The 19,626-nt window shown below is 38.8% G+C and carries 16 protein-coding genes and 2 pseudogenes; 10 read left to right on the top strand and 8 right to left on the bottom strand.

Annotated features, from left to right (window positions below):
• Positions 1-215 precede the first annotated feature (215 nt).
• The 6 genes from AC2117_RS17735 to AC2117_RS17710 all read left to right on the top strand — a co-directional run bounded on the left by AC2117_RS17735 (position 216) and on the right by AC2117_RS17710 (position 8,786).
• A complete protein-coding gene (locus tag AC2117_RS17735; protein WP_133975815.1) occupies positions 216-1,808 on the top strand; it encodes a TerC family protein in 1,593 nt (530 codons plus the stop codon).
• Between the two features lie 72 nt (positions 1,809-1,880).
• Positions 1,881-2,348: a YchJ family protein gene (locus AC2117_RS17730; RefSeq protein ID WP_133975813.1), complete on the top strand. Its 468-nt coding sequence runs from the start codon at positions 1,881-1,883 to the stop codon at positions 2,346-2,348.
• 45 nt (positions 2,349-2,393) lie between these two features.
• Positions 2,394-3,038 carry a trimeric intracellular cation channel family protein gene (locus AC2117_RS17725; RefSeq protein WP_042894279.1) on the top strand — a complete coding sequence of 215 codons (645 nt, stop codon included), beginning with the start codon at positions 2,394-2,396 and terminating at the stop codon, positions 3,036-3,038.
• A gap of 81 nt (positions 3,039-3,119) precedes the next feature.
• Complete coding sequence (locus AC2117_RS17720; protein ID WP_133975811.1) at positions 3,120-4,439, top strand: MFS transporter; 1,320 nt, start codon at positions 3,120-3,122, stop codon at positions 4,437-4,439.
• Between the two features lie 152 nt (positions 4,440-4,591).
• The gene (parC, locus tag AC2117_RS17715; protein ID WP_133975809.1) at positions 4,592-6,811 is read left to right on the top strand and encodes a DNA topoisomerase IV subunit A; all 2,220 of its coding nucleotides are present in this window, start codon (positions 4,592-4,594) and stop codon (positions 6,809-6,811) included.
• 295 nt (positions 6,812-7,106) lie between these two features.
• A complete protein-coding gene (locus AC2117_RS17710) occupies positions 7,107-8,786 on the top strand; it encodes a long-chain-fatty-acid--CoA ligase (RefSeq protein ID WP_133975808.1) in 1,680 nt (559 codons plus the stop codon).
• A gap of 40 nt (positions 8,787-8,826) precedes the next feature.
• Here the strand turns inward: AC2117_RS17710 and AC2117_RS17705 are convergent, their stop codons facing one another.
• Entirely contained in the window at positions 8,827-9,216 is a 390-nt protein-coding gene (locus tag AC2117_RS17705) for a hypothetical protein (RefSeq protein WP_133975806.1), read from the bottom strand.
• Between the two features lie 106 nt (positions 9,217-9,322).
• Between AC2117_RS17705 and AC2117_RS17700 the strand changes: the two genes are divergently transcribed.
• Together AC2117_RS17700 and ppa are read left to right on the top strand one after the other, a co-directional pair.
• A complete protein-coding gene (locus AC2117_RS17700; RefSeq protein ID WP_003654397.1) occupies positions 9,323-9,721 on the top strand; it encodes an MAPEG family protein in 399 nt (132 codons plus the stop codon).
• 127 nt (positions 9,722-9,848) lie between these two features.
• Entirely contained in the window at positions 9,849-10,373 is a 525-nt protein-coding gene (ppa, locus tag AC2117_RS17695; protein WP_003654399.1) for an inorganic diphosphatase, read from the top strand.
• 107 nt (positions 10,374-10,480) lie between these two features.
• Here the strand turns inward: ppa and AC2117_RS17690 are convergent, their stop codons facing one another.
• Positions 10,481-11,770, bottom strand: a complete 1,290-nt coding sequence (locus AC2117_RS17690) for an OprD family outer membrane porin (RefSeq protein WP_133975804.1) — start codon at positions 11,768-11,770, stop codon at positions 10,481-10,483.
• Between the two features lie 959 nt (positions 11,771-12,729).
• On the opposite strand from AC2117_RS17690, the gene AC2117_RS17680 reads away from it, so the two are divergent.
• The gene (locus tag AC2117_RS17680; protein ID WP_197730948.1) at positions 12,730-13,542 is read left to right on the top strand and encodes a TorF family putative porin; all 813 of its coding nucleotides are present in this window, start codon (positions 12,730-12,732) and stop codon (positions 13,540-13,542) included.
• Positions 13,543-13,584: 42 nt separating this feature from the next.
• Here AC2117_RS17680 and AC2117_RS17675 read toward each other — a convergent pair whose 3' ends face one another.
• Both AC2117_RS17675 and AC2117_RS17670 read right to left on the bottom strand, forming a co-directional pair.
• Positions 13,585-14,463 (bottom strand): dihydrodipicolinate synthase family protein, encoded by an 879-nt coding sequence (locus AC2117_RS17675; RefSeq protein ID WP_133975800.1) that lies wholly within the window; start codon positions 14,461-14,463, stop codon positions 13,585-13,587.
• A gap of 15 nt (positions 14,464-14,478) precedes the next feature.
• On the bottom strand, positions 14,479-15,255 hold the full coding sequence (locus AC2117_RS17670) for an aldolase (protein WP_133975798.1): 777 nt from the start codon (positions 15,253-15,255) through the stop codon (positions 14,479-14,481).
• Between the two features lie 111 nt (positions 15,256-15,366).
• On the opposite strand from AC2117_RS17670, the pseudogene AC2117_RS17665 reads away from it, so the two are divergent.
• A pseudogene (locus tag AC2117_RS17665) lies at positions 15,367-16,828 on the top strand (PLP-dependent aminotransferase family protein).
• A gap of 25 nt (positions 16,829-16,853) precedes the next feature.
• Here the strand turns inward: AC2117_RS17665 and AC2117_RS17660 are convergent.
• The 4 genes and pseudogenes from AC2117_RS17660 to AC2117_RS17645 all read right to left on the bottom strand — a co-directional run.
• Positions 16,854-16,943, bottom strand: a pseudogene (locus AC2117_RS17660) (ATP-binding protein); the annotation flags it as partial.
• 14 nt (positions 16,944-16,957) lie between these two features.
• On the bottom strand, positions 16,958-17,503 hold the full coding sequence (locus AC2117_RS17655; RefSeq protein ID WP_133975796.1) for an NADPH-dependent FMN reductase: 546 nt from the start codon (positions 17,501-17,503) through the stop codon (positions 16,958-16,960).
• A gap of 104 nt (positions 17,504-17,607) precedes the next feature.
• Positions 17,608-19,092 carry a YifB family Mg chelatase-like AAA ATPase gene (locus AC2117_RS17650; protein WP_133975794.1) on the bottom strand — a complete coding sequence of 495 codons (1,485 nt, stop codon included), beginning with the start codon at positions 19,090-19,092 and terminating at the stop codon, positions 17,608-17,610.
• 65 nt (positions 19,093-19,157) lie between these two features.
• Positions 19,158-19,385 (bottom strand): accessory factor UbiK family protein, encoded by a 228-nt coding sequence (locus tag AC2117_RS17645; RefSeq protein ID WP_133975792.1) that lies wholly within the window; start codon positions 19,383-19,385, stop codon positions 19,158-19,160.
• Positions 19,386-19,626 lie beyond the last annotated feature (241 nt).

Below are 19,626 nucleotides of genomic sequence, written 5' to 3'. Positions count from 1 at the left end.
GAATGCCTGTCATGAACAAATAAAAATGATGAATTTCTATTAAATCTTGCCTATACTAAAAATTCGTTTAACAACATATGAACAAATATGGGTAGTGGTTGTAGTCGCTCCGTTTTAATTTTTTGTCCTAAAAAAACATTTTCCCTCCTTTGTATGGGTATGCCTGCTGTGTTGCCAAATAAAGATAAAATCCAGTCAGCACAGGAGCAGGATCGATGATCTTTGAATGGATGTCTGATCCCTCTGCTTGGGTGGGTTTAGCTACCTTAATCGTTCTTGAAATTGTATTGGGCATCGATAACCTCGTTTTCATTGCTATTTTGGCCGAAAAGTTGCCGCCAGAACAGCGAGCTAAAGCGCGAGTAATTGGTTTGGTACTCGCTTTGGGAATGCGTTTAGTACTTTTAGCCGCTATTGCTTGGGTTGTGACACTTACCCAACCACTCTTCCATATTTTTGATCATCCATTTTCTGGTCGTGATTTGATCTTGTTGTTCGGTGGTGTGTTCTTGCTCTTTAAAGGCACCATGGAATTACATGAGCGCATGGAAGGCAAACAACTGCAAAAAGAAGACAATCCAGTGCATGCAGCATTCTGGATGGTCATTGTCCAGATTGTCGTGCTTGATGCTGTGTTTTCATTAGACAGTGTGATTACCGCAGTGGGGATGGTCAAAGACAAGAGTGTCATGATGCTGGCAATGATTGTTGCTGTCGGAATCATGTTGTGGGCATCAAGACCACTTATGGACTTTGTCAATAAGCATCCAACCGTGGTTATTCTCTGCCTTGGCTTTTTAATGATGATTGGTTTCTCTTTGGTCGTGGAAGGTTTTGGTTTCCATATTCCGAAGGGCTACTTATATGCTGCAATTGGTTTCTCGATTTTGGTAGAAATAATCAATCAGAGCATGCGCCGCAATCAGGAAAAGCTGGTGACAACCACAGACTTGCGTTATCGCACTGCCTCTGCGGTTTTACGTATGCTAGGAAGTAAAAGCAGTGGTTCTAGCTCAGATACACAATCTTCTGATAAAGAAGATGTATTAGCTACACAAGCTTTTGCAGATGAAGTGTTTGATGAAGACAATGGCGCTTATCACAGTGTGCTTGTGCAAGGTGTTCTTAGTTTATCAGAACGTCCTGTAAAGTCTGTTATGACTCCACGACCTGAACTTGAATGGATTGATTTAGACGACGAGCCAGAAGTTTTAAAAGAACGTTTAATGTCAATGACACACTCTCGTTTGATTGTTGCACGTGGTGAACTTGATAATATTGAGGGCATTGCACTCACTCATAAAGTTCTAAATGGCTTTATTGAAACAGGTGTGGTCGATTTTCAAAAGCATTTACGTGAACCTGTCATTGTGCATGAAAATGCTCAAGTACTTATGGTGATGGAGCAATTACGTCAAGCGCCTTTACAAATGGCAATCGTATTAAATGAATACGGTTCAATTGAAGGTATTGCAACGCCAATCGATATCTTAGAAGCAATTGCGGGTGAATTCCCTGATGAAGATGAGCTAGATGCAGCCGCTGAGAGCTTGGAAGATGGTTCATTAATACTTGAAGGTTCAACCGACATCCGCCATGTATCTTTGTTATTAGGCCGTGATTTAGTTGATGAAAGTGAACAGTATTCTACTTTATCGGGCTATTTGTTATTCCATTTAGGTCGCTTGCCTGAAAATGGTGAAACTGTTGAAGCCGATGGTTATCGCTTTGAAGTGGTGACGATGGAAGGTCATAAAATCGAAAAAGTTCATATTGTTTCTACCGAACAAGATGAATCAAAAGATTAAATAACATTTTAAGTCTAGAAACATCATAAAATAGCTCAACTTTGAGCTATTTTTTTATTTGAGAAACACAGAATGACTCAACACACTTGTCCATGTGGAAAAGGCAGCTATACAGAATGTTGTGAGCCTTTACATTTAGGCACAGCAAAGGCCCTAACAGCAGAGCAGCTTATGCGTTCGCGTTATAGTGCTTTTACATTACAGCAAATTGATTATATTGTTAAAACGACCGCTTTAGGTCAGCAAACTGCGCTTGATAAAGATGCCATTGCAGACTGGAGTAAACAAAATCAATGGTTGGGTTTAGAGGTCGTAAACGCCAAAGAAAAGCTAGATAAAACCCATGCACAGGTTGAATTCAAGGCACATTATCATGATGGACAAAAAGCTCAGGTTCACCATGAAATTTCACATTTTGTATTTCACCAACAACAATGGTTTTTTCTTGATCCCACAGTAGATATGCATGTCACGATGAAACAAGCTTGTATATGTGGCTCTGGAAAAAAATTTAAGCAATGCTGTGCACAATTCATATAACTTTACCTTAAAATACGCCCACTGTTTGGCCTGAGGGAAAGGGCAATGTTACTCACCGTTATTTATATTATTGCGATTACTGCCGAAGCCATGACAGGTGCATTGTCTGCGGGGCGACGGAGTATGGACTGGTTCGGTGTCGTACTGATTGCCTGTGTGACTGCTTTAGGAGGTGGTTCTGTACGTGATGTACTACTCGGACACTATCCTTTAACTTGGGTAAAACATCCTGAATATTTGGTCCTGACTTGTTGTGCTGCATTTGTCACAATCATTATTGCCAAATGGATGCGTCATTTACATAACATCTTTTTGGTACTCGATGCCTTAGGCCTAATTGGATTTACCATTATTGGTTGTCAGATTGCCTTACAAATGGGACATGGTTTTGTCGTATCGGCAGTCGCAGGGGTGTTAACTGGAGTTTCTGGCGGTATTTTACGTGACATTTTATGTAACGATGTTCCATTCGTTTTCCGTCGCGAACTTTATGCGAGTATTTCTTTTGTGGCAGTCATCTGTTACTGGGTATGTCAAGATTTAGGATTCAGTTTAGAGTTAACTGTTATTTCAACCTTAATTTTCGGTTTTACCCTGCGTTTGCTTGCGATCTATTTCGGCTTAGAAATGCCTAAGTTTATTTATAAAGATGATGATGCAGAATCGGCTTCTTCAACCGATGAACATTAATTATGCAGAATGCTATGTGAGCATGCTATAACAATTAACTATATTGTCTTGCTCACTTATTTTTTCCAGTAGAGTTTTCTTATGGATCTGGTTTCACGTATACAAAATCTTCCAATTGGCAAATTTCACTACACGCTTTTATGGGTAGTGGGTTTAGGTTGGATGTTTGATGCGATGGACACTGGCATAATTGCTTTTATCATGACAACTTTAGTCAAGGACTGGGCATTAACTCCAGCTGAAAGTGGTTGGATTGTGAGCATTGGCTTTGTAGGAATGGCTATTGGAGCCGTTTGCTCGGGCGCTTTAGCAGACCGTTTTGGTCGAAAGACAATATTTGCCTCTACCATGGCAATTTATAGCATCGCGACTGCTTTATGTGCTTTTGCTCCAGATTTAAAATGGTTATTAATTTTTCGTTTTATTGTTGGCATTGGACTTGGCGGACAGTTACCTGTTGCGGTAACACTGGTTAGTGAATATATACCTTCACATGTACGCGGTCGTTTTATTGTACTCCTTGAAAGCTTTTGGGGGTTAGGCTGGTTAGTTGCAGCCCTAGTTTCTTATTTCATTATTCCTAAATTTGGCTGGCATATTGCATTTCTTATGGGTGGCCTTCCATTGATTTATATTTTAGTGATTTGGAAAAAACTCCCTGAATCTATACCGTACCTGATCAATCATGTTCGTATTGAAGAAGCGCATGCATTAGTTCAAAAATTAGAAGCTCAGGCAGGTGTTCAAATTGTTCATCATATTGAAGTTGTGCCTGTAGCCATACAACAAAAGGTCTCTTTTAAACAACTTTGGAGTGGTCCTTTTGCCCGTCGTAGTTTAATGCTGTGGCTCATCTGGTTTGGAATTGTGTATTCCTACTACGGCATTTTCACTTGGTTACCAAGTTTATTGGTGAAACAGGGCTATGACATTGTTAAATCTTTTGAATATGTACTTTTAATGATTTTGGCACAGCTACCAGGGTACTTGGCAGCGGCATGGTTTGTTGAACGATTGGGTAGAAAAATTACACTGGCTTCTTTTATTGGTTTTTGTGCATTGTCTGCATATTTCTTTGGACAAGCCGACAGCGTAAACAGCATTATGTTTTGGGGCTGCCTCATGTCATTCTTTAATTTAGGGGCATGGGGAGTTTTATATACCTATACGCCAGAACAATATCCAGCCAATATTCGGGCTTTCGGTTCGGGCTGGGCATCGGCAATGGGGCGTTTAGGCGGGATTCTGGCGCCGATCGTCGTTACACATATGATGGTGGCTAAGAATGGATTTAGCCATGTCTTTATGATGTTTACTGTTGTTTTACTTTTGGTCGCAGCTGTAATTTTAATATTGGGTGAAGAAACTCAAGGGAAAAGACTAGAGTCGATAGGCCTCTAGTTTTGCCTAACTTTATAGCAAATAACTAAAAATATAGAGAGATGAGACATAATTTGACGCTCAGGTGACAGACTCCCTCTTGTGTCTGTAACATAGCCCACTTAGCATAAGACTCATTTAAAATAACGACTGATTTGGAAGATAAGCTGACTATGACCAGCCTTGCGCATCAAGCGACAGAAAACCGCTCTGTAGCCGAATTTACTGAACAGGCTTACCTGAATTATGCCATGTACGTCATCATGGACCGTGCATTGCCGCATATCAGTGATGGTTTAAAGCCTGTACAGCGCCGTATTGTCTTTGCCATGAGCGAATTAGGACTGAAAAATAGTGGTAAGCCTAAAAAATCAGCTCGTACAGTAGGTGATGTACTCGGTAAATACCATCCTCATGGCGACTCGGCATGTTATGAGGCGATGGTATTAATGGCTCAGCCGTTTAGTTATCGTTATCCTTTAATTGAAGGACAAGGTAACTGGGGTTCACCTGATGACCCTAAATCCTTTGCTGCAATGCGTTATACCGAAGCCAAACTTTCGGCTTATAGTGAGTTATTGCTTGGTGAATTAGGCCAAGGTACAAGTGAATGGCAAGATAACTTTGATGGTTCATTAAAAGAACCTATTACATTGCCAGCACGTGTGCCTAATATTCTACTCAACGGCACAACAGGTATTGCTGTCGGGATGGCAACCGATATTCCGCCGCATAACTTACGTGAGGTGATTAAGGGAACAATTGCCTTAATTCGTAACCCACAAACTTCAGATGAAAAATTGGCCGAATATATTCCAGCGCCAGATTTGCCAACAAAAGCTGAAATTATTACTCCGCCTGAAGAGTTACTCAAGATTCAGACTACTGGTCGTGGTAGTTACCGCATGCGAGCGGTATATGCCGTTGAAAAAAATGAAATCGTAATTACTGAATTGCCTTATCAAGTATCCGGCTCTAAGGTCATTACTCAAATTGCCGATCAAATGCAGGCCAAGAAGCTACCATTGGTGGTGGATATACGTGATGAGTCAGATCATGAGAACCCAACGCGGTTAGTGATTGTACTCCGTTCTAATCGTATTGATGCTGAAGCGGTGATGAGTCACTTATTTGCGACCACAGATTTAGAATCAAGCTATCGTGTTAATTTAAACATGATTGGGGAAGATGGTCGCCCTCAGGTTAAATCAATTCGCCGTATTTTGCTCGAATGGATTGAAATCCGTAAAAAAACGGTGACTCGCCGTTTAGAATATCATTTAAACCGAATTGAAAAACGCCTCCATATTTTGGAAGGTCTTTTAATTGCTTATCTTGATATAGATACAGTTATTCGCATTATTCGTGAAGAAGATCAGCCCAAACCTGTGTTGATGGAGCACTTCAAGATTGATGAAGTGCAGGCAGAAGCAATTTTAGAACTGAAGTTACGTCATTTAGCAAAACTTGAAGAGATGGAAATCCGTCAAGAGCAGGATGAACTTGCAGCAAAAGCAGCGATTATTCGTGAGCAATTGGAAAATCCTGAATCTTTAAAAAACCTGATTATCGGTGAATTAAAAGAAGACGCTAAAAAGTTTGGTGATGAACGTCGTTCTCCAATTGTAGCGCGATCTGAAGCTGTGCAGATTAAAGAACAAGACTTAGTACCGGCAGAAACAGTCACAGTCGTTTTATCTGAAGCAGGTTGGATTCGTGCCGCGAAAGGTGCGGATGTCGATGCAGAAAAATTAAACTACCGTGCTGGAGATCAATATTTAAGTCATGTCGTGGGTAAGACTAACCAACGGATTTATTTCCTTGATGAAACTGGACGTAGTTATGCCTTACCAATAAGTAGCTTGCCATCAGCAAGAGGCTTGGGCGAGCCATTAAGCTCAAAATTGGCACCTGCAAGTGGTGTGTCATTTATTCAGGTTTATCTAGAAGATGAAGAAGCTGAACTTATTGCGGCCAGTTCATCAGGTTATGGTTTTAAAACTCAAACCAAACAATTAGATACTAATGCCAAAGCGGGTAAAACCTTTTTATCAGTACCTGAGAAATCAAAAGCTTTACCATTAATTCCTACCCAAAACATGTCACATTTAGCCGTGCTCAGCTCAGCAGGACGCCTGTTAATTATTGATTTAGCAGAACTGCCGAACTTAAATAAGGGTAAAGGTAATAAGTTGATACAACTTGAAGCGAAAGAGCAAATTTTATCCATGACAACCCTGAACTTAGATGAAATAATTCAGGTGGTTGCAGGTCAACAACATTTAAAATTAAAAGGTGATGATCTACAAAAATACATGGGTAAACGTGCATCAAAAGGTCAGCTCTTACCACGTGGATATCAAAAAGCAAATAAACTGTTGATTCAGAGATAAAGCTAGCGTCGGGCAACATAAATACGCTATATATGGCAACATGTTCAAGCAATGAACTGAACTTGTTGGTATTGAATAATGATTAAAAGGGCAGCAATTTGGAGTACGTATTTTGTACTCCATACAAAAATTGACAGGGTGAAATTGTCAAAATTTCTGTCTCATAATCGTGTTCGAAAGTGTCATGAATGTGCCAATAAGTTTTAAATATGTTCTGGCACCAAGAAGCTAAAGAATAGCTGGGGCATTGAATAACAGTTATTACTAAGGATTACGAATCGGAGATAATGGCATTATGGAAAAAATTTGGTTTGCAGAATACCAAAAAACAGGGATTCCAGAAACAGTAGCATTGCCTGCGGAAAATACCTCACTTGTTGATATTTTTGAGAGTAATTTCCAAAAATTTGGTTCTCGTGATGCCTTTATCTTCATGGATAAAGCGATGTCATTTAACGAGTTAGAACTTGCAAGCCGTAAGTTCGCGACCTATTTGCAAAATTTGGGGTTAGCAAAAGGCACTCGTGTTGCAGTAATGATGCCAAATGTATTGCAGTATCCTGTGGTGGCATTGGCAGTTCTACGTGCGGGCTTGGTTTTAGTGAACGTCAATCCACTTTATACGGCACGTGAGCTTGAGCATCAGTTAAATGACTCAGGCGCGGAAGTACTCGTGATTATCGAAAACTTTGCCAGTGTTTACCAAAGCATTTTAGGTAAAACTCCAGTGAAGCATGTTGTAGTTGCATCAGTAGGAGATATGCTCGGTACACTCAAAGGTACTTTGGTGAACTTTGTATTACGTAAAGTACGTAAACAAATTCCAGCTTGGAATATTCCGGGACACGTTAAATTTAATTCAGCATTAAATAAAGAAAACTCGAGTAATTATAAGCGTCCGACTTTAACTTTAAGTGATACTGCTGTACTTCAATATACTGGTGGTACAACGGGTGTTTCAAAAGGTGCAGAGCTTACTCATCGTAATCTTGTAGCAAACCTTTTACAGTGTGATGGTATTTTCCAAAGTAAATTTGGAGCAAACGATGGCGCTAAAGGCGACCGTATTGTTTGTGCATTGCCGCTTTATCATATTTTTGCATTCATGGTTTGTGCGATGTACGGTATGTATAAAGGTCAGGCAAATATCTTGATTCCGAACCCTCGTGATTTACCAGCAGTGATTAATGAGTTACGTAAATATCAGCCATCTTTCTTCCCGGCTGTAAATACATTATTTAATGCATTGGTAAATAATGAAGAGTTTAAGCAACTGGACCATAGCAATTTAAAAATGGCGATGGGCGGTGGTATGGCAGTTTTACCTTCTACAGCAGAAGCTTGGAAGAAAATTACTGGCACAACCATTATTGAAGGCTATGGTTTGTCTGAAACTTCACCAGTAGCAACCGCCAACCCACCTGCTTCTACTGAGTTTAGTGGCACCATTGGTATTCCGTTACCTTTAACAGAAGTAACTATTTTAGATGATGACGGTAAAGAAGTTGCTTTAGGTGAGCAAGGCGAAATCTCGATTCGTGGACCTCAAGTGATGAAAGGCTACTGGAACCGTCCTGATGAGACAGCTAAAGTCATGACAGCAGATGGTTTCTTCCGTACGGGTGATATCGGCGTTATGGATAGCCGTGGATATACAAAAATTGTAGATCGTAAAAAAGATATGATTTTGGTTTCAGGCTTTAACGTTTACCCAAGTGAAATCGAAGAAGTTATTGCTAAACATCCAAAAGTATTGGAAGTGGCAGCAATTGGTGTTCCAGATGAAAAATCAGGTGAAGTGCCAAAACTCTTTATTGTGAAAAAAGATCAAAGCTTAACGACTGAAGAAGTTTTGAGCTTCGCTAAAGAGAACTTAACAGGCTATAAACGTCCTCGTTACGTTGAGTTTATGGATGAATTACCAAAATCGAATGTAGGCAAAATTTTACGTAAAGACTTACGTAAACCAGCTTAATCAGTTAATAAAAAAAGCGCCTTAGGGCGCTTTTTTTATTTTATATTTTTTGACTTTTCATAAACCAGCGGTCTATATAAGGGCGTCCAATTCCGACCATCCCAACAAAAACCAGCATTGTGCCCAGTTGCAGGCGTAGGTGAGTTAAATCAAGCTGACCATAACTTAAATAATTATCTGCTAAGCAATATATCGTAATCACAATGAGCCAGTGCCATAAAGGAAGTCGTTTAATACCGACAGCAATAAAGGTAATTGTTAAAATAACAAAGGTGCCAAGTGTAGATTGCCAATTCAAATTTGCACAAATCACACTCAGTAAAAAAGCGACAATAGGGAGTACGATCTTTAATATGCGATCTATCTGAAGTTGATTCTGTTTTTGCTTATCCAAGACTTCAAACAATTCTTTTTGATCAGGTTGTTGCATACATGGCCCTATTAATCAGTGATGACAAGTGATTGCATAAAATTTCAGGTAAAAACGCAATGTTATGATAGCATGATCAACAGTATTTTCAGTGATGGATGGCACTATGCAGGGCATCAGCGGCATTATCTATATTATTTTAGTGGCATGTTTACTGCCATATGCATTTACCGCAATTGCAAAAATTACAGGTGGTTTTCAGCCTGCCGATAATCAAAACCCGAGAGCTTTTTTTGCCAAAACAACTGGTTTGGCTGCTCGCGCTAATGCCGTACAACAAAATAGTTTTGAAAGCCTACCTTTATTCTTAACGGCTATTTTAATGGCTGAATATATGGTCGTTCCGGAATATTTTATTCTGAGATTAGGTTGGGCATATATTATTTTAAGAGTCATTTATGGGATCTGCTATTTAAGTAACTGGGCAACTTTACGCTCGATTGTCTGGTTCTTATCTATATTGTGTCCAATCTTCTTACTTGTGGTCACGATTAAACTGACTTGAGTGTCATTCTGTCATCATTCATATCAACTTTCGCGTGTGCGCATTGTATAATCGGCATCATTTTGATGATATCCACGTTATAATCGAGTGGATTTTACATCTGACTTCATAACGAAAGAGTATTGATATGAGTTACAGCGATATCCCTGCAGGTAAAGATGCCCCAAATGACATCTATGTCATCATTGAAATTCCTGCAAATGCAGCACCAATTAAATATGAAATCGACAAAGATTCTGATGCATTGTTTGTAGACCGTTTCATGGGCACAGCAATGTTCTATCCAGCAAACTATGGCTATGTTCCAAATACTTTGTCTGAAGATGGCGACCCGTTAGACGTACTTGTTGTAACTCCACATCCTGTTGCTGCTGGCTCTGTAATTCGTTGCCGTCCAGTGGGCAAATTAAAAATGGAAGATGATGGTGGTATCGATGCGAAATTAATCGCTGTTCCACACGAAAAATTGTCTCCACTTTATAAAGATGTGAAGGAATATACAGATCTTCCTCCGCTATTGATTAGCCAAGTTGAGCATTTCTTCAGTCACTATAAAGATTTAGAGCCAGGTAAGTGGGTAAAAATCAGTGGTTGGGAAGGTGCTGATGTTGCTAAAGCAGAAGTATTAAAAGCAATTGAAGCTGCTAAATAAGCTTTAATTGATAAGGCTCAGAATTTCTTAATTGATATTCTGAGCTTAATAAAAAACCTACATCTGTTGCCAGACGTAGGTTTTTTTATGCTTGATAGATCTATGAATTAGAATAATTTCACAGGAATATCAAGGAATAAACGCCATTCATTGGTATCACCAATGTATGCATTCGTTTGGTAAGCATCGCTTGCGCGGTAGTATGAGTTACGAATACGAAGGCTTGCATCTTTAGCAAAACCGCTTTGAACTGTATATTTCACTTGATTAAAGAATTCGTGTTCTTCAGCATCATCAGTTAAACCTTTAACTTTGATGTCCCAACCGTATACAAATGCAGTTGTCCAGTTTAGACCAGGTAATACGCCTAACTTACCAAAATCAAGACTGTATTGGATTTGTGCAGATTTTTCATCGTTGCCGATGAAGTCAGACATATAAGAGTTTGGTAAATAAATACTTTGGAAACCATCAGCATTTTGGCCGTAATCATAACCTACGTTACCACTGTTCTGTTGATAGGCAACCATTACATTATGTGGGCCAGTGTTGTACGCTGTAGAAATTGCCCAAATATTGTTTTTACGGTTAGACTTGTCATCAGTAGTTTCTGAATATGTGATAGCATTTTCATCAAACTTAGTATGATAACCACTGAAATCATAAGTTAATGAACTGTCATTAGCCAGAGGCTGTTTAAAGTTCACATTCACATAATGACGTTCAAGAGCATTTTTGCTGTCTAAACCGTAGTAAGATGCATTTAAATTGTCATCGAATTTATATTTAGCACCCCAAACAATGGCGCGATCAAGCCCATTACCATTTACATCCGCATCGGTATTGATTTGATCAGACATTTGGTCTTTAGTAAATTTACCAGCAACCAATTCAAGGTTCTTGATTTCATGGCTGGTTAATAAAGTACCTGTAAAATATTCAGGAACCATACGTCCAGTATTACTTGCAAGAACAGGCAAATCGAGTACTTGAGTACCATAACGTACTGTTGTATTCGAGAAACGTGCTTTAACGCTACCACCACCACGAGCCCAGTGATCATAAGCTGAGCCATCGTTATATAATGGAATCATTTGGTTTCCGGCATTTTTATTTTCACCGATTTTAAATGAACCATCACCAACAACGCCAACACCGAAGCCAACAATACCAGGGGTAAAACCGGAATCGATACTTACAATTGCTGACTGAGCAAATGAGCTAGTATCTTTCGCGCCCTGTTTTTTGTCACGACTGATATAACCTGTACGGAAGAGAATAGAACCGTTCGCATCTTCAACAAATCCTTTTGCCTCACTTTGCTCGCTTGCCTGAGCTGAGGAAATTATTGCCGCAGAAATGAGAACTGCTAATGTAAGTTTTTGTGCTTTTAGCATATTTAAAGAACCTCATAAAAACGATAAATCCTGTGCCTTGTTATTGTTCAGGGCCTAGGATTTCCATCAATTGTATAAGTAATCTATAAAAAAGATATATTTTTGTTGATTTTATTTTATATATGCTATGCAGAAATTGATTAATGTGTTACTGATTGTTTGCTAAATTTACTATTAACATTTTATACTTAATGTATTGTTTAAAATAAAAAAAGTAATTTATTTTTTAGTGGATTTTTACCATTTATTTTATATTCAAAGCTCAAAAAATAGTTGATTCTTGTGTTCATTTTTTGATCTTTTTTGGTGGATATGTTTACTTTTTAATCTCATTTTAAGTTGCTTTTTTCGACGATTTATTTTGAATACTTTCTAAAGTGTTACTATATAACATTATTTTAAAGTCTGATGTACAAAAATAGATCACTATAATAAGCCCATGGAATTTAATTGGGTTGATCAAAATTAGTGCGATATTTTGCATAAATTTTGTGCATTACTCTTTTTGCTCATATTGTTGCTTAAAAAAGACCCAAAATAGTTCATAATTTTTAAAACAGAAAAAATAAAGAAATTTAATTAAAAGAAATGCCCATTCACAGATCATTAAAAGCCAGCTTTAAGAAATTTACGTAATTTTTATATCTCTTATTTAAGTTTAAATAGAAATTTTACATTGAGTAAATAGATACTGCTGATGTCGCTAATTTATTTCCGACAAGGTGTTTTCTTATATTGCTCTTTTTTAACTGGATAGAAGTATTGTTTTATAATATTGTTTTTTATAAATATATTTTTATAAAAACTAAATGGAAATTTTATTGTAGAGATATTTTGATTTCAATATTGATGATGTTTAGAGAGCGGAAATATGAACTTGGCACAGCAATTGCTAAAGCTAAAGTAACACAATGTGTTTTATATACATAAATCGTGCATTCATTATGGGGGAGATCAAAATGATGAAATTTGCACTTAAGACCTTAGGTCTTGGTATTTTCGCAGCTGGTTCAACCATGGCTATGGCTGAAGAAGCACCATCTTTTTATGGTATCACAGCAACAGGTAGTGTAGCGGCAACTACAGACTACCGCTTCCGCGGTGTTACACAATCATCAAATAACCCAGCTATTCAAGGTGGTTTTACTTTTTCTCATAAGTCAGGTGCCTATGTCGCGCTATGGGGTTCAAGCGTTGACTTTAATACACCAGGTGTTTCAACTGAAACCGATATCTCTTTAGGTTATACCAATACATTAAAACTGTCTGATACGCTTGCACCAACTTATGATGTAGGTGTAATTCATTACGGCTATATTGGTTCTGACTCAAAATTTACTAACCCATATAATGGGGATACTGGTTTTGACTTTACCGAGTTTTATGGAAAATTAACTTTTGCTGATTCTTTATTTAAAGGTGATGCACTTAGTGTGGGCGTAAGCTACTCAGATGATTATTGGGGTCACTCTGATGAGTTCTGGTATTTTAACGTAGGTTATTCAGCACCAATTGCAGATACAGGCTTCACAGGACTTGCTTCAGTTGGCTATAACAAACTAAAAAATAAAGACTCTTTACTTGTAGTTGCGGGTGGACCAGGTGAAGACGATAGCTATATCGATTATAAAGTTGGCGTAAACTATAATATCTTGGGTATTGTTGCTGAACTAGATGTTGTGGGTACAGACATTAGCACTTCTGGTATGTCCGATGCTGGTAAAAAACCTTATGACACAGGCTTAGTGTTTAGTTTAACTAAAACATTCTAAGTTTTGTTGTAAAAAAAGCGGGTGAGTAAACCCGCTTTTTTATTAGTTTTCTATTTCAGAAAGTAGCTGTTTTAACTGGGTAAGCTCAATATCCGCAGCTTTAGACAGTGGCTTGCGTGGTAAGCCCGCAGAGACACCTTTTAGTTCTAAACCAGTTTTAATCATTTTAGGTAAACCACCATTTACAATAAAGCGTAGTAGAGGAAGTTGCTGATAAAATAACTTTTGGGCCTGTTCCAATTCACCATTTTTTATATATTCAATGAGCTGTTGAGGTCGTTGACCTAACAGGTTCGGTGCTGCCGTACACCAACCGCTTGCTCCTGCACATAAAGCTTCTAAAGCTAGAGGATTACAACCGTTATAAAACGGTAGTTCACCTTTTGAAAGCTCATAAATTTTATGCATACGCTGAATATCACCGCTACTTTCTTTCACCATCGTAATGTTTGGAATCTGATTAAACATACGCACGATTAACTCTGGGAACATATCAACACCACTGGTTGCAGGGTTGTTATACACCATAATTGGTAGAGTCGTCGCTTTAGCAATCGCTTGGTAATACTCAAAAATCTCTTGATCTGTTAGTTTCCAGTACGATACAGGAATGATCATCAGTGCATCTGCACCATAGCTTTGCGCGATTTGGGCCTTTTTGATTGCTTGATCTGTTGTGAGTTCAGAAATCCCAATAATGACAGGCAAACGTTTATTGATGCTTTCAATTGAAGTTTTAGCCACTAAGCACCATTCATTCCATTCAAGATAAGCGCTTTCACCAGTACTGCCTAAAGGTGCGATGGCATCACAGCCATTTTCGATAAGTAAATCGAGCATCTGCTTTAAAACTGCAATGTTAATGGTGTTGTCATTAGAAAATGGGGTGACAGGGTAGCCAATAATACCGTTTAGTTTCATGGTAGAAGTCTCTTTTTAAATGCAGTCGGAATGTTTTTTCAAAGCTTTACGTGCGTAATAAGCAAAGTTCACTTTGTTACGTTTGTCGGTAGATACCCAGTCATGAGCTTCTGTGGCCAAATCGTGAGGGATAGGCTGAATTTGTCCGGCAGACATCGCTAGCAGTTGCAGTTGAGCTGCACGCTCAATTAAAAGAGCCAAGTTGCATGCTTCTTCGATGGTTTTACCTGTGACCAATTGGCCATGGTGAGACAATAAAACAGCACGGTTTTTACCCAGAGCAGAAGAAATCAAAATGCCTTCTTCGTTACCTATAGGAACACCTGGCCAATGACCTACAAACGAGCAGTCTTCGTAGAGTGCGCAAACATCCATTTGGGAAATCATGAGTGGAATCTGTAGCATGGAGAGTGCTGCTACATGGGTAGGATGCGTGTGGATAATGCAGTTCACTTCTGGGTGTTCTTTATAAATCCACGTATGAAAACGGTTGGCTGGGTTTGCCATTCCTCCTTGATTGATTGGTTCTAAATCTTGATTAACCTCAAGCAAGTTTGAGGCAGTAATTTCATCAAAGCCTAAACCAAAACGTTGAGTAATAAAGGAATCTTCGTTTTCACCACGACATGTAATTTGGCCCGCTAAACCAACATCATGGCCATGATCAAATAAAATACGACAAGTGAGTGCAAGCTTTTGGCGATCAGTTAAATCTGAATTGCTAATCCACTTTTGCATGTCTTGCTGTGCATGTTGCATCAGATCTTGTTTGTTTACAGAAGCAGTCTTCATCTCTTCTCCAGTCCAGTTGACCAAATTAAGTAGGTGAAGGCAGAATAGAAAACAACTGGGTGAATCAATACATCCAGTTTTTACAAATTATATGGTCCAGATGGGGCGAATATGCTAAGACCTTGGCAAATACATTTCCGTATCGATGAAAGAGAAGAAAAAACAGTTTTTTTAAAACTGACCAACTTGATTAGTCAGGAGATTTTAAGTGGTCGCTTGGTGCAAGGGACTATGTTGCCCGGGTCTCGTAGCTTGTCAAAAGAATTGGGAATTAATAGAAAAACAGTACAAGCAGTCTATGAAGAATTAGAGGCGCAAGGCTGGCTTGTGACTCGTCCTCGAAAAGGCACATTTGTGGCAGATATTTTGCCAGAAAAGCAGCTCAAAATAGAGCCCGTAAATGAGCGAAAAGTTGATGATAAGCCAACTATTCAAGAAGCTACTTTATATCCACACAACGATGGTGTACCTGACCCAAGGCTTATTCCGTATGAGTTATTTTCAAGAGCCTATCGGCATGCGTTGATTAAAATTACCCAAAACCAGTACATGGGTTATGGAAACCCCCAAGGTATGATTGAGTTAAGACAAGCCTTGCAAAAAATGTTGTCGATGGAACGTTTTATGAGTGTTGCCGAAAATGAAATTTGTATTGTACGCGGCAGCCAGATGGGAATTTTTCTTGCTTCTCGTGCATTACCCAATCGACAGGGAGTGATTATAGTTGAAGAGCTGTATTATCCCTCTGCTTTTAAAGCGTTTCAGTCAAATGGGTTGCAGGTCGTTTCTGTCAAATTAGATGAACAAGGTATTGTCATTGAAGATCTTGAAAGGATTTTACAAGAACACTCAGTTGCTGCGATTTATACAACCCCACATCATCAATATCCCACAACAGTCACGATGCCAATGAGTCGCCGTCTTCAGCTCTTAGAACTTTCAAAAAAATGGGGTTTTTATGTTATTGAAGACGACTATGACCACGAATTCCACTATGACAGTCGGCCTATGCCACCCTTAGCGAGTTTGCCTCATTCTGAGCTAGTCATTCATGTTGCCTCATTCTGAGCTAGTCATTCATGTTGGCTCATTATCTAAGGTCTTTGCACCCGGTATTCGCTTGGGATACATCGTGGCATCTGCATCAGTCATTCAATCCATTACCGAAGATATTTTATTGATTGATCGACAAGGTAATAACATTACAGAACTTGCTTTAGCAGATTTAATGCAGCGCGGTGAAATCAAACGACATATTCGTAAAATGAAAAAAATATATCAGTTACGCCGTGACCATGCTTTAACTGAATTTAGCAGAGTTTTTTCAGGTGATATCCAGATTCAACCTCCAGCAGGTGGAATGGCTTTATGGGTGAAATTCCAGAAATCTTTTACTAAAGAGCAAGCCTTAAAATTAGAAAAGCTCAACATGGATACAGAGTATAAGTTTAGACAGGATGATTCTTCTAATCGTTGTATTCGCTTTGGCTTTGCAGCTTTGTCCGAGCAAGAAATCACTTATCTAATCAAGAAGTTAAGTGAGATTCTTAATAAAAGAACAGCGGACTCATAATCCTTTGTTCTAATCTTAGGGCTGATTATCTCTGATAAGATAGCGCTGTTGTAAGATGAGAGCTTTGAATTACATCACTTTGAGCCAAATCGACAATGGTCCGTGCTACTCGTAAACACGGTGATCAGCTTACTCTAATTGATCTTGATACTTCTGAATCTCTGAGACAAAGCTAAGCAGAAAAGGTGTAATTTGTGATTTATATTGGTCAGTTTGCAGCATCTCAATAATTTGTTCAGGAGATTTGCTAAGAACAGAGATCCGTAAAAATAAATCTTCAAAAAAATTGCTGCTAACGGTCGATAGTACTCTTCTTAAAGAAACCAGCATATCGTCACCGCGGCTAGATGCATGAACTAGAACGATAGGCTTGTCTATGATTTCGGTGCGGGAAACCATCCAGTCAATTGCATTTTTAAGACCGCCTGGAATACAACGGATATATTCAGGACTTGAGATGATAATGCCATCTGAGGCAGAAACAGATTTGATAAATTCTTCTACTACAGCAGGCGTTTTTTCTCCCTCATCATCCGGAGAAAAGATAGGCAAAGTATTAATTTGATCGAAAACTGAAAATTCAATACTGGACGGTGCTATATCTTTCATTGCTCGTAATAGCGCTGTATTTGTAGATGCCTCTCTTGCACTGCCGGAGATAGCCAAAATTTTCATAGCGTCCTCTTTGCCTTCTTATATAGGCAGTAATAAATTCTTTAATTAACAACTCATATAAATATTAAAAACAGCGGACTCACGATCCGCTGTTTTTTCATTTGTTAACTATTTCCTCGATAGGATAATGCTTCTGTAAGGTGAGAACTTTGAATCACTTCACTTTGAGCTAAATCGGCAATGGTACGAGCAACGCGTAAAACACGATGATAAGCACGAGCCGATAAATTTAAACGTTGCTGAGCCATTTCAATCATTCGTTGAGAAGTACTATCAAGTACAGCATGTTGTTCTAGCTGTTTCGGCGAAAGCGCTTGATTTAAACAATTTTGTCTTTGAATCTGTTGTTCATAGGCATAAATCACACGTTGTCGAACACTGCTCGAATTTTCAACAGGCGTTGGATCTTGTAGCTCTTGGGCCTTTAATGGTGGCACATCAATATGTAAATCGATACGGTCAAGTAAAGGTCCCGATATACGGTTTTGATAGCGCTTAATACTCTCAGGTGAACACTGACAACGACTATCTTGGTTAAATGCATAACCACATGGGCAGGGGTTCATCGCTGCAATCAGTTGGAAGTTAGCTGGGTAAGTAATTTGCCGAGCTGCTCGTGAAATAATGATTTCTTTGGACTCAAGCGGCTGACGTAAAACTTCTAGTACTTTTCTATCAAACTCAGGAAGTTCATCTAAAAAGAGCACGCCTAAATGCGATAATGTAATTTCACCCGGTTTAGGATGAGAACCGCCCCCAACGAGTGCAATAGCGGATGCTGTATGATGGGGCGCTCGAAATGGCCGTTGACCAAACGTATGAGATGTATTTGAAATAGAGTAAATGCTTGCAACTTCAAGTGTTTCTTGATTAGAAAGAGGCGGCAAAATTGAAGGGAGCCTTGAGGCGAGTAAAGTTTTACCGGTGCCGGGTGGTCCTTTAAAAAGTAAGGAGTGCCCCCCAGCAGCAGCAATTTCGAGTGCGCGGCGTGGGCGTAGCTGACCTTTTACATCTGCAAGGTCAAATTTATAAGGCATTTGATTTGATGTAGTTGAAGGTTCAATCGAAGATAGAGATTTTGTGCCCAGAAAATGTTCACAGACTTCTTTTAAATGGCTCACTGGATAACATTTAAAGTCAGGTAAATGACTAATATCCTGACTATTATCAAACGGAAAAAGCATTTTATGCTTGGCTTGTTGACACGCCATTGCCAAAGTTAAAGTACCTGACACTGGCCTTACATGACCATCAAGTGCTAACTCTCCAATAAATTCAAAATCTTCGGCACAGTTTTCTGGGAGCTGACCAGAGGCAATTAAAATACCTAAAGCAATTGGTAAATCTAGACGTGAACCATCTTTGGGCAAATCTGCTGGTGCAAGATTAATGGTCAGTCGTTTAGTCGGAAATTGAAATCCACTGTTAATAATTGCTGAGCGAACTCGATCTTTACTTTCTCTTACTGCCGCTTCGGCTAGGCCTACAATGGTAAGAGAAGGTAAGCCTTGACTCACATGTACCTCTACTTCAATGAGAGGTGCATGTAAACCCAAAAGTCCCCGTGTATAAATTTTAGAAAAAGACATCTTGTTGTTCCATTATGGTGCTTCATTTTTAATCGTTGTAAAGTATAAGTGCGCTACATTGGTGCTTATTTTTTGTTCTTTAAAGTTTCTTCTAATAGTTCCACTTGTTTTTGTAGCTCTGCTAAACGTTGGTTAGCTGAGTGAAGTGCGGTCTTTTGACGGTCAATCTCTTGTCTGGAAACAAGGTCTAACTTCTCGACTGCTTCATTTAATAATGCACGTAAATTTTTTTCCAAATCTTTTTTAGGCTCATCAATTTTTTCCAGAATGGCCTGTAATAAAGTTTCTAGCATAAAATATCCAAAGTGTTGTATTACCTTATGGTTTACAGTTTACCACTGCTTGAACGTGGGATATAGGTTTCAATTCTTTTAGTACAAATAGAACATTAAATCAGCATATAACTATACTGAAAATTCATTTTATTTTTAATAGCTCATCTACATCTTGATCACTAAATAGGTTATAAAGAAAGTTCATGCAATAGGTTCATTTCCCTCAACCTTTGAAATATTGGCATGAAAATTGAACATA

The sequence above is a fragment of the Acinetobacter calcoaceticus genome (assembly GCF_900520355.1).
GTDB classification, from domain to species: domain Bacteria; phylum Pseudomonadota; class Gammaproteobacteria; order Pseudomonadales; family Moraxellaceae; genus Acinetobacter; species Acinetobacter calcoaceticus_C.
This window is presented reverse-complemented; position numbering and strand designations above follow the sequence as displayed.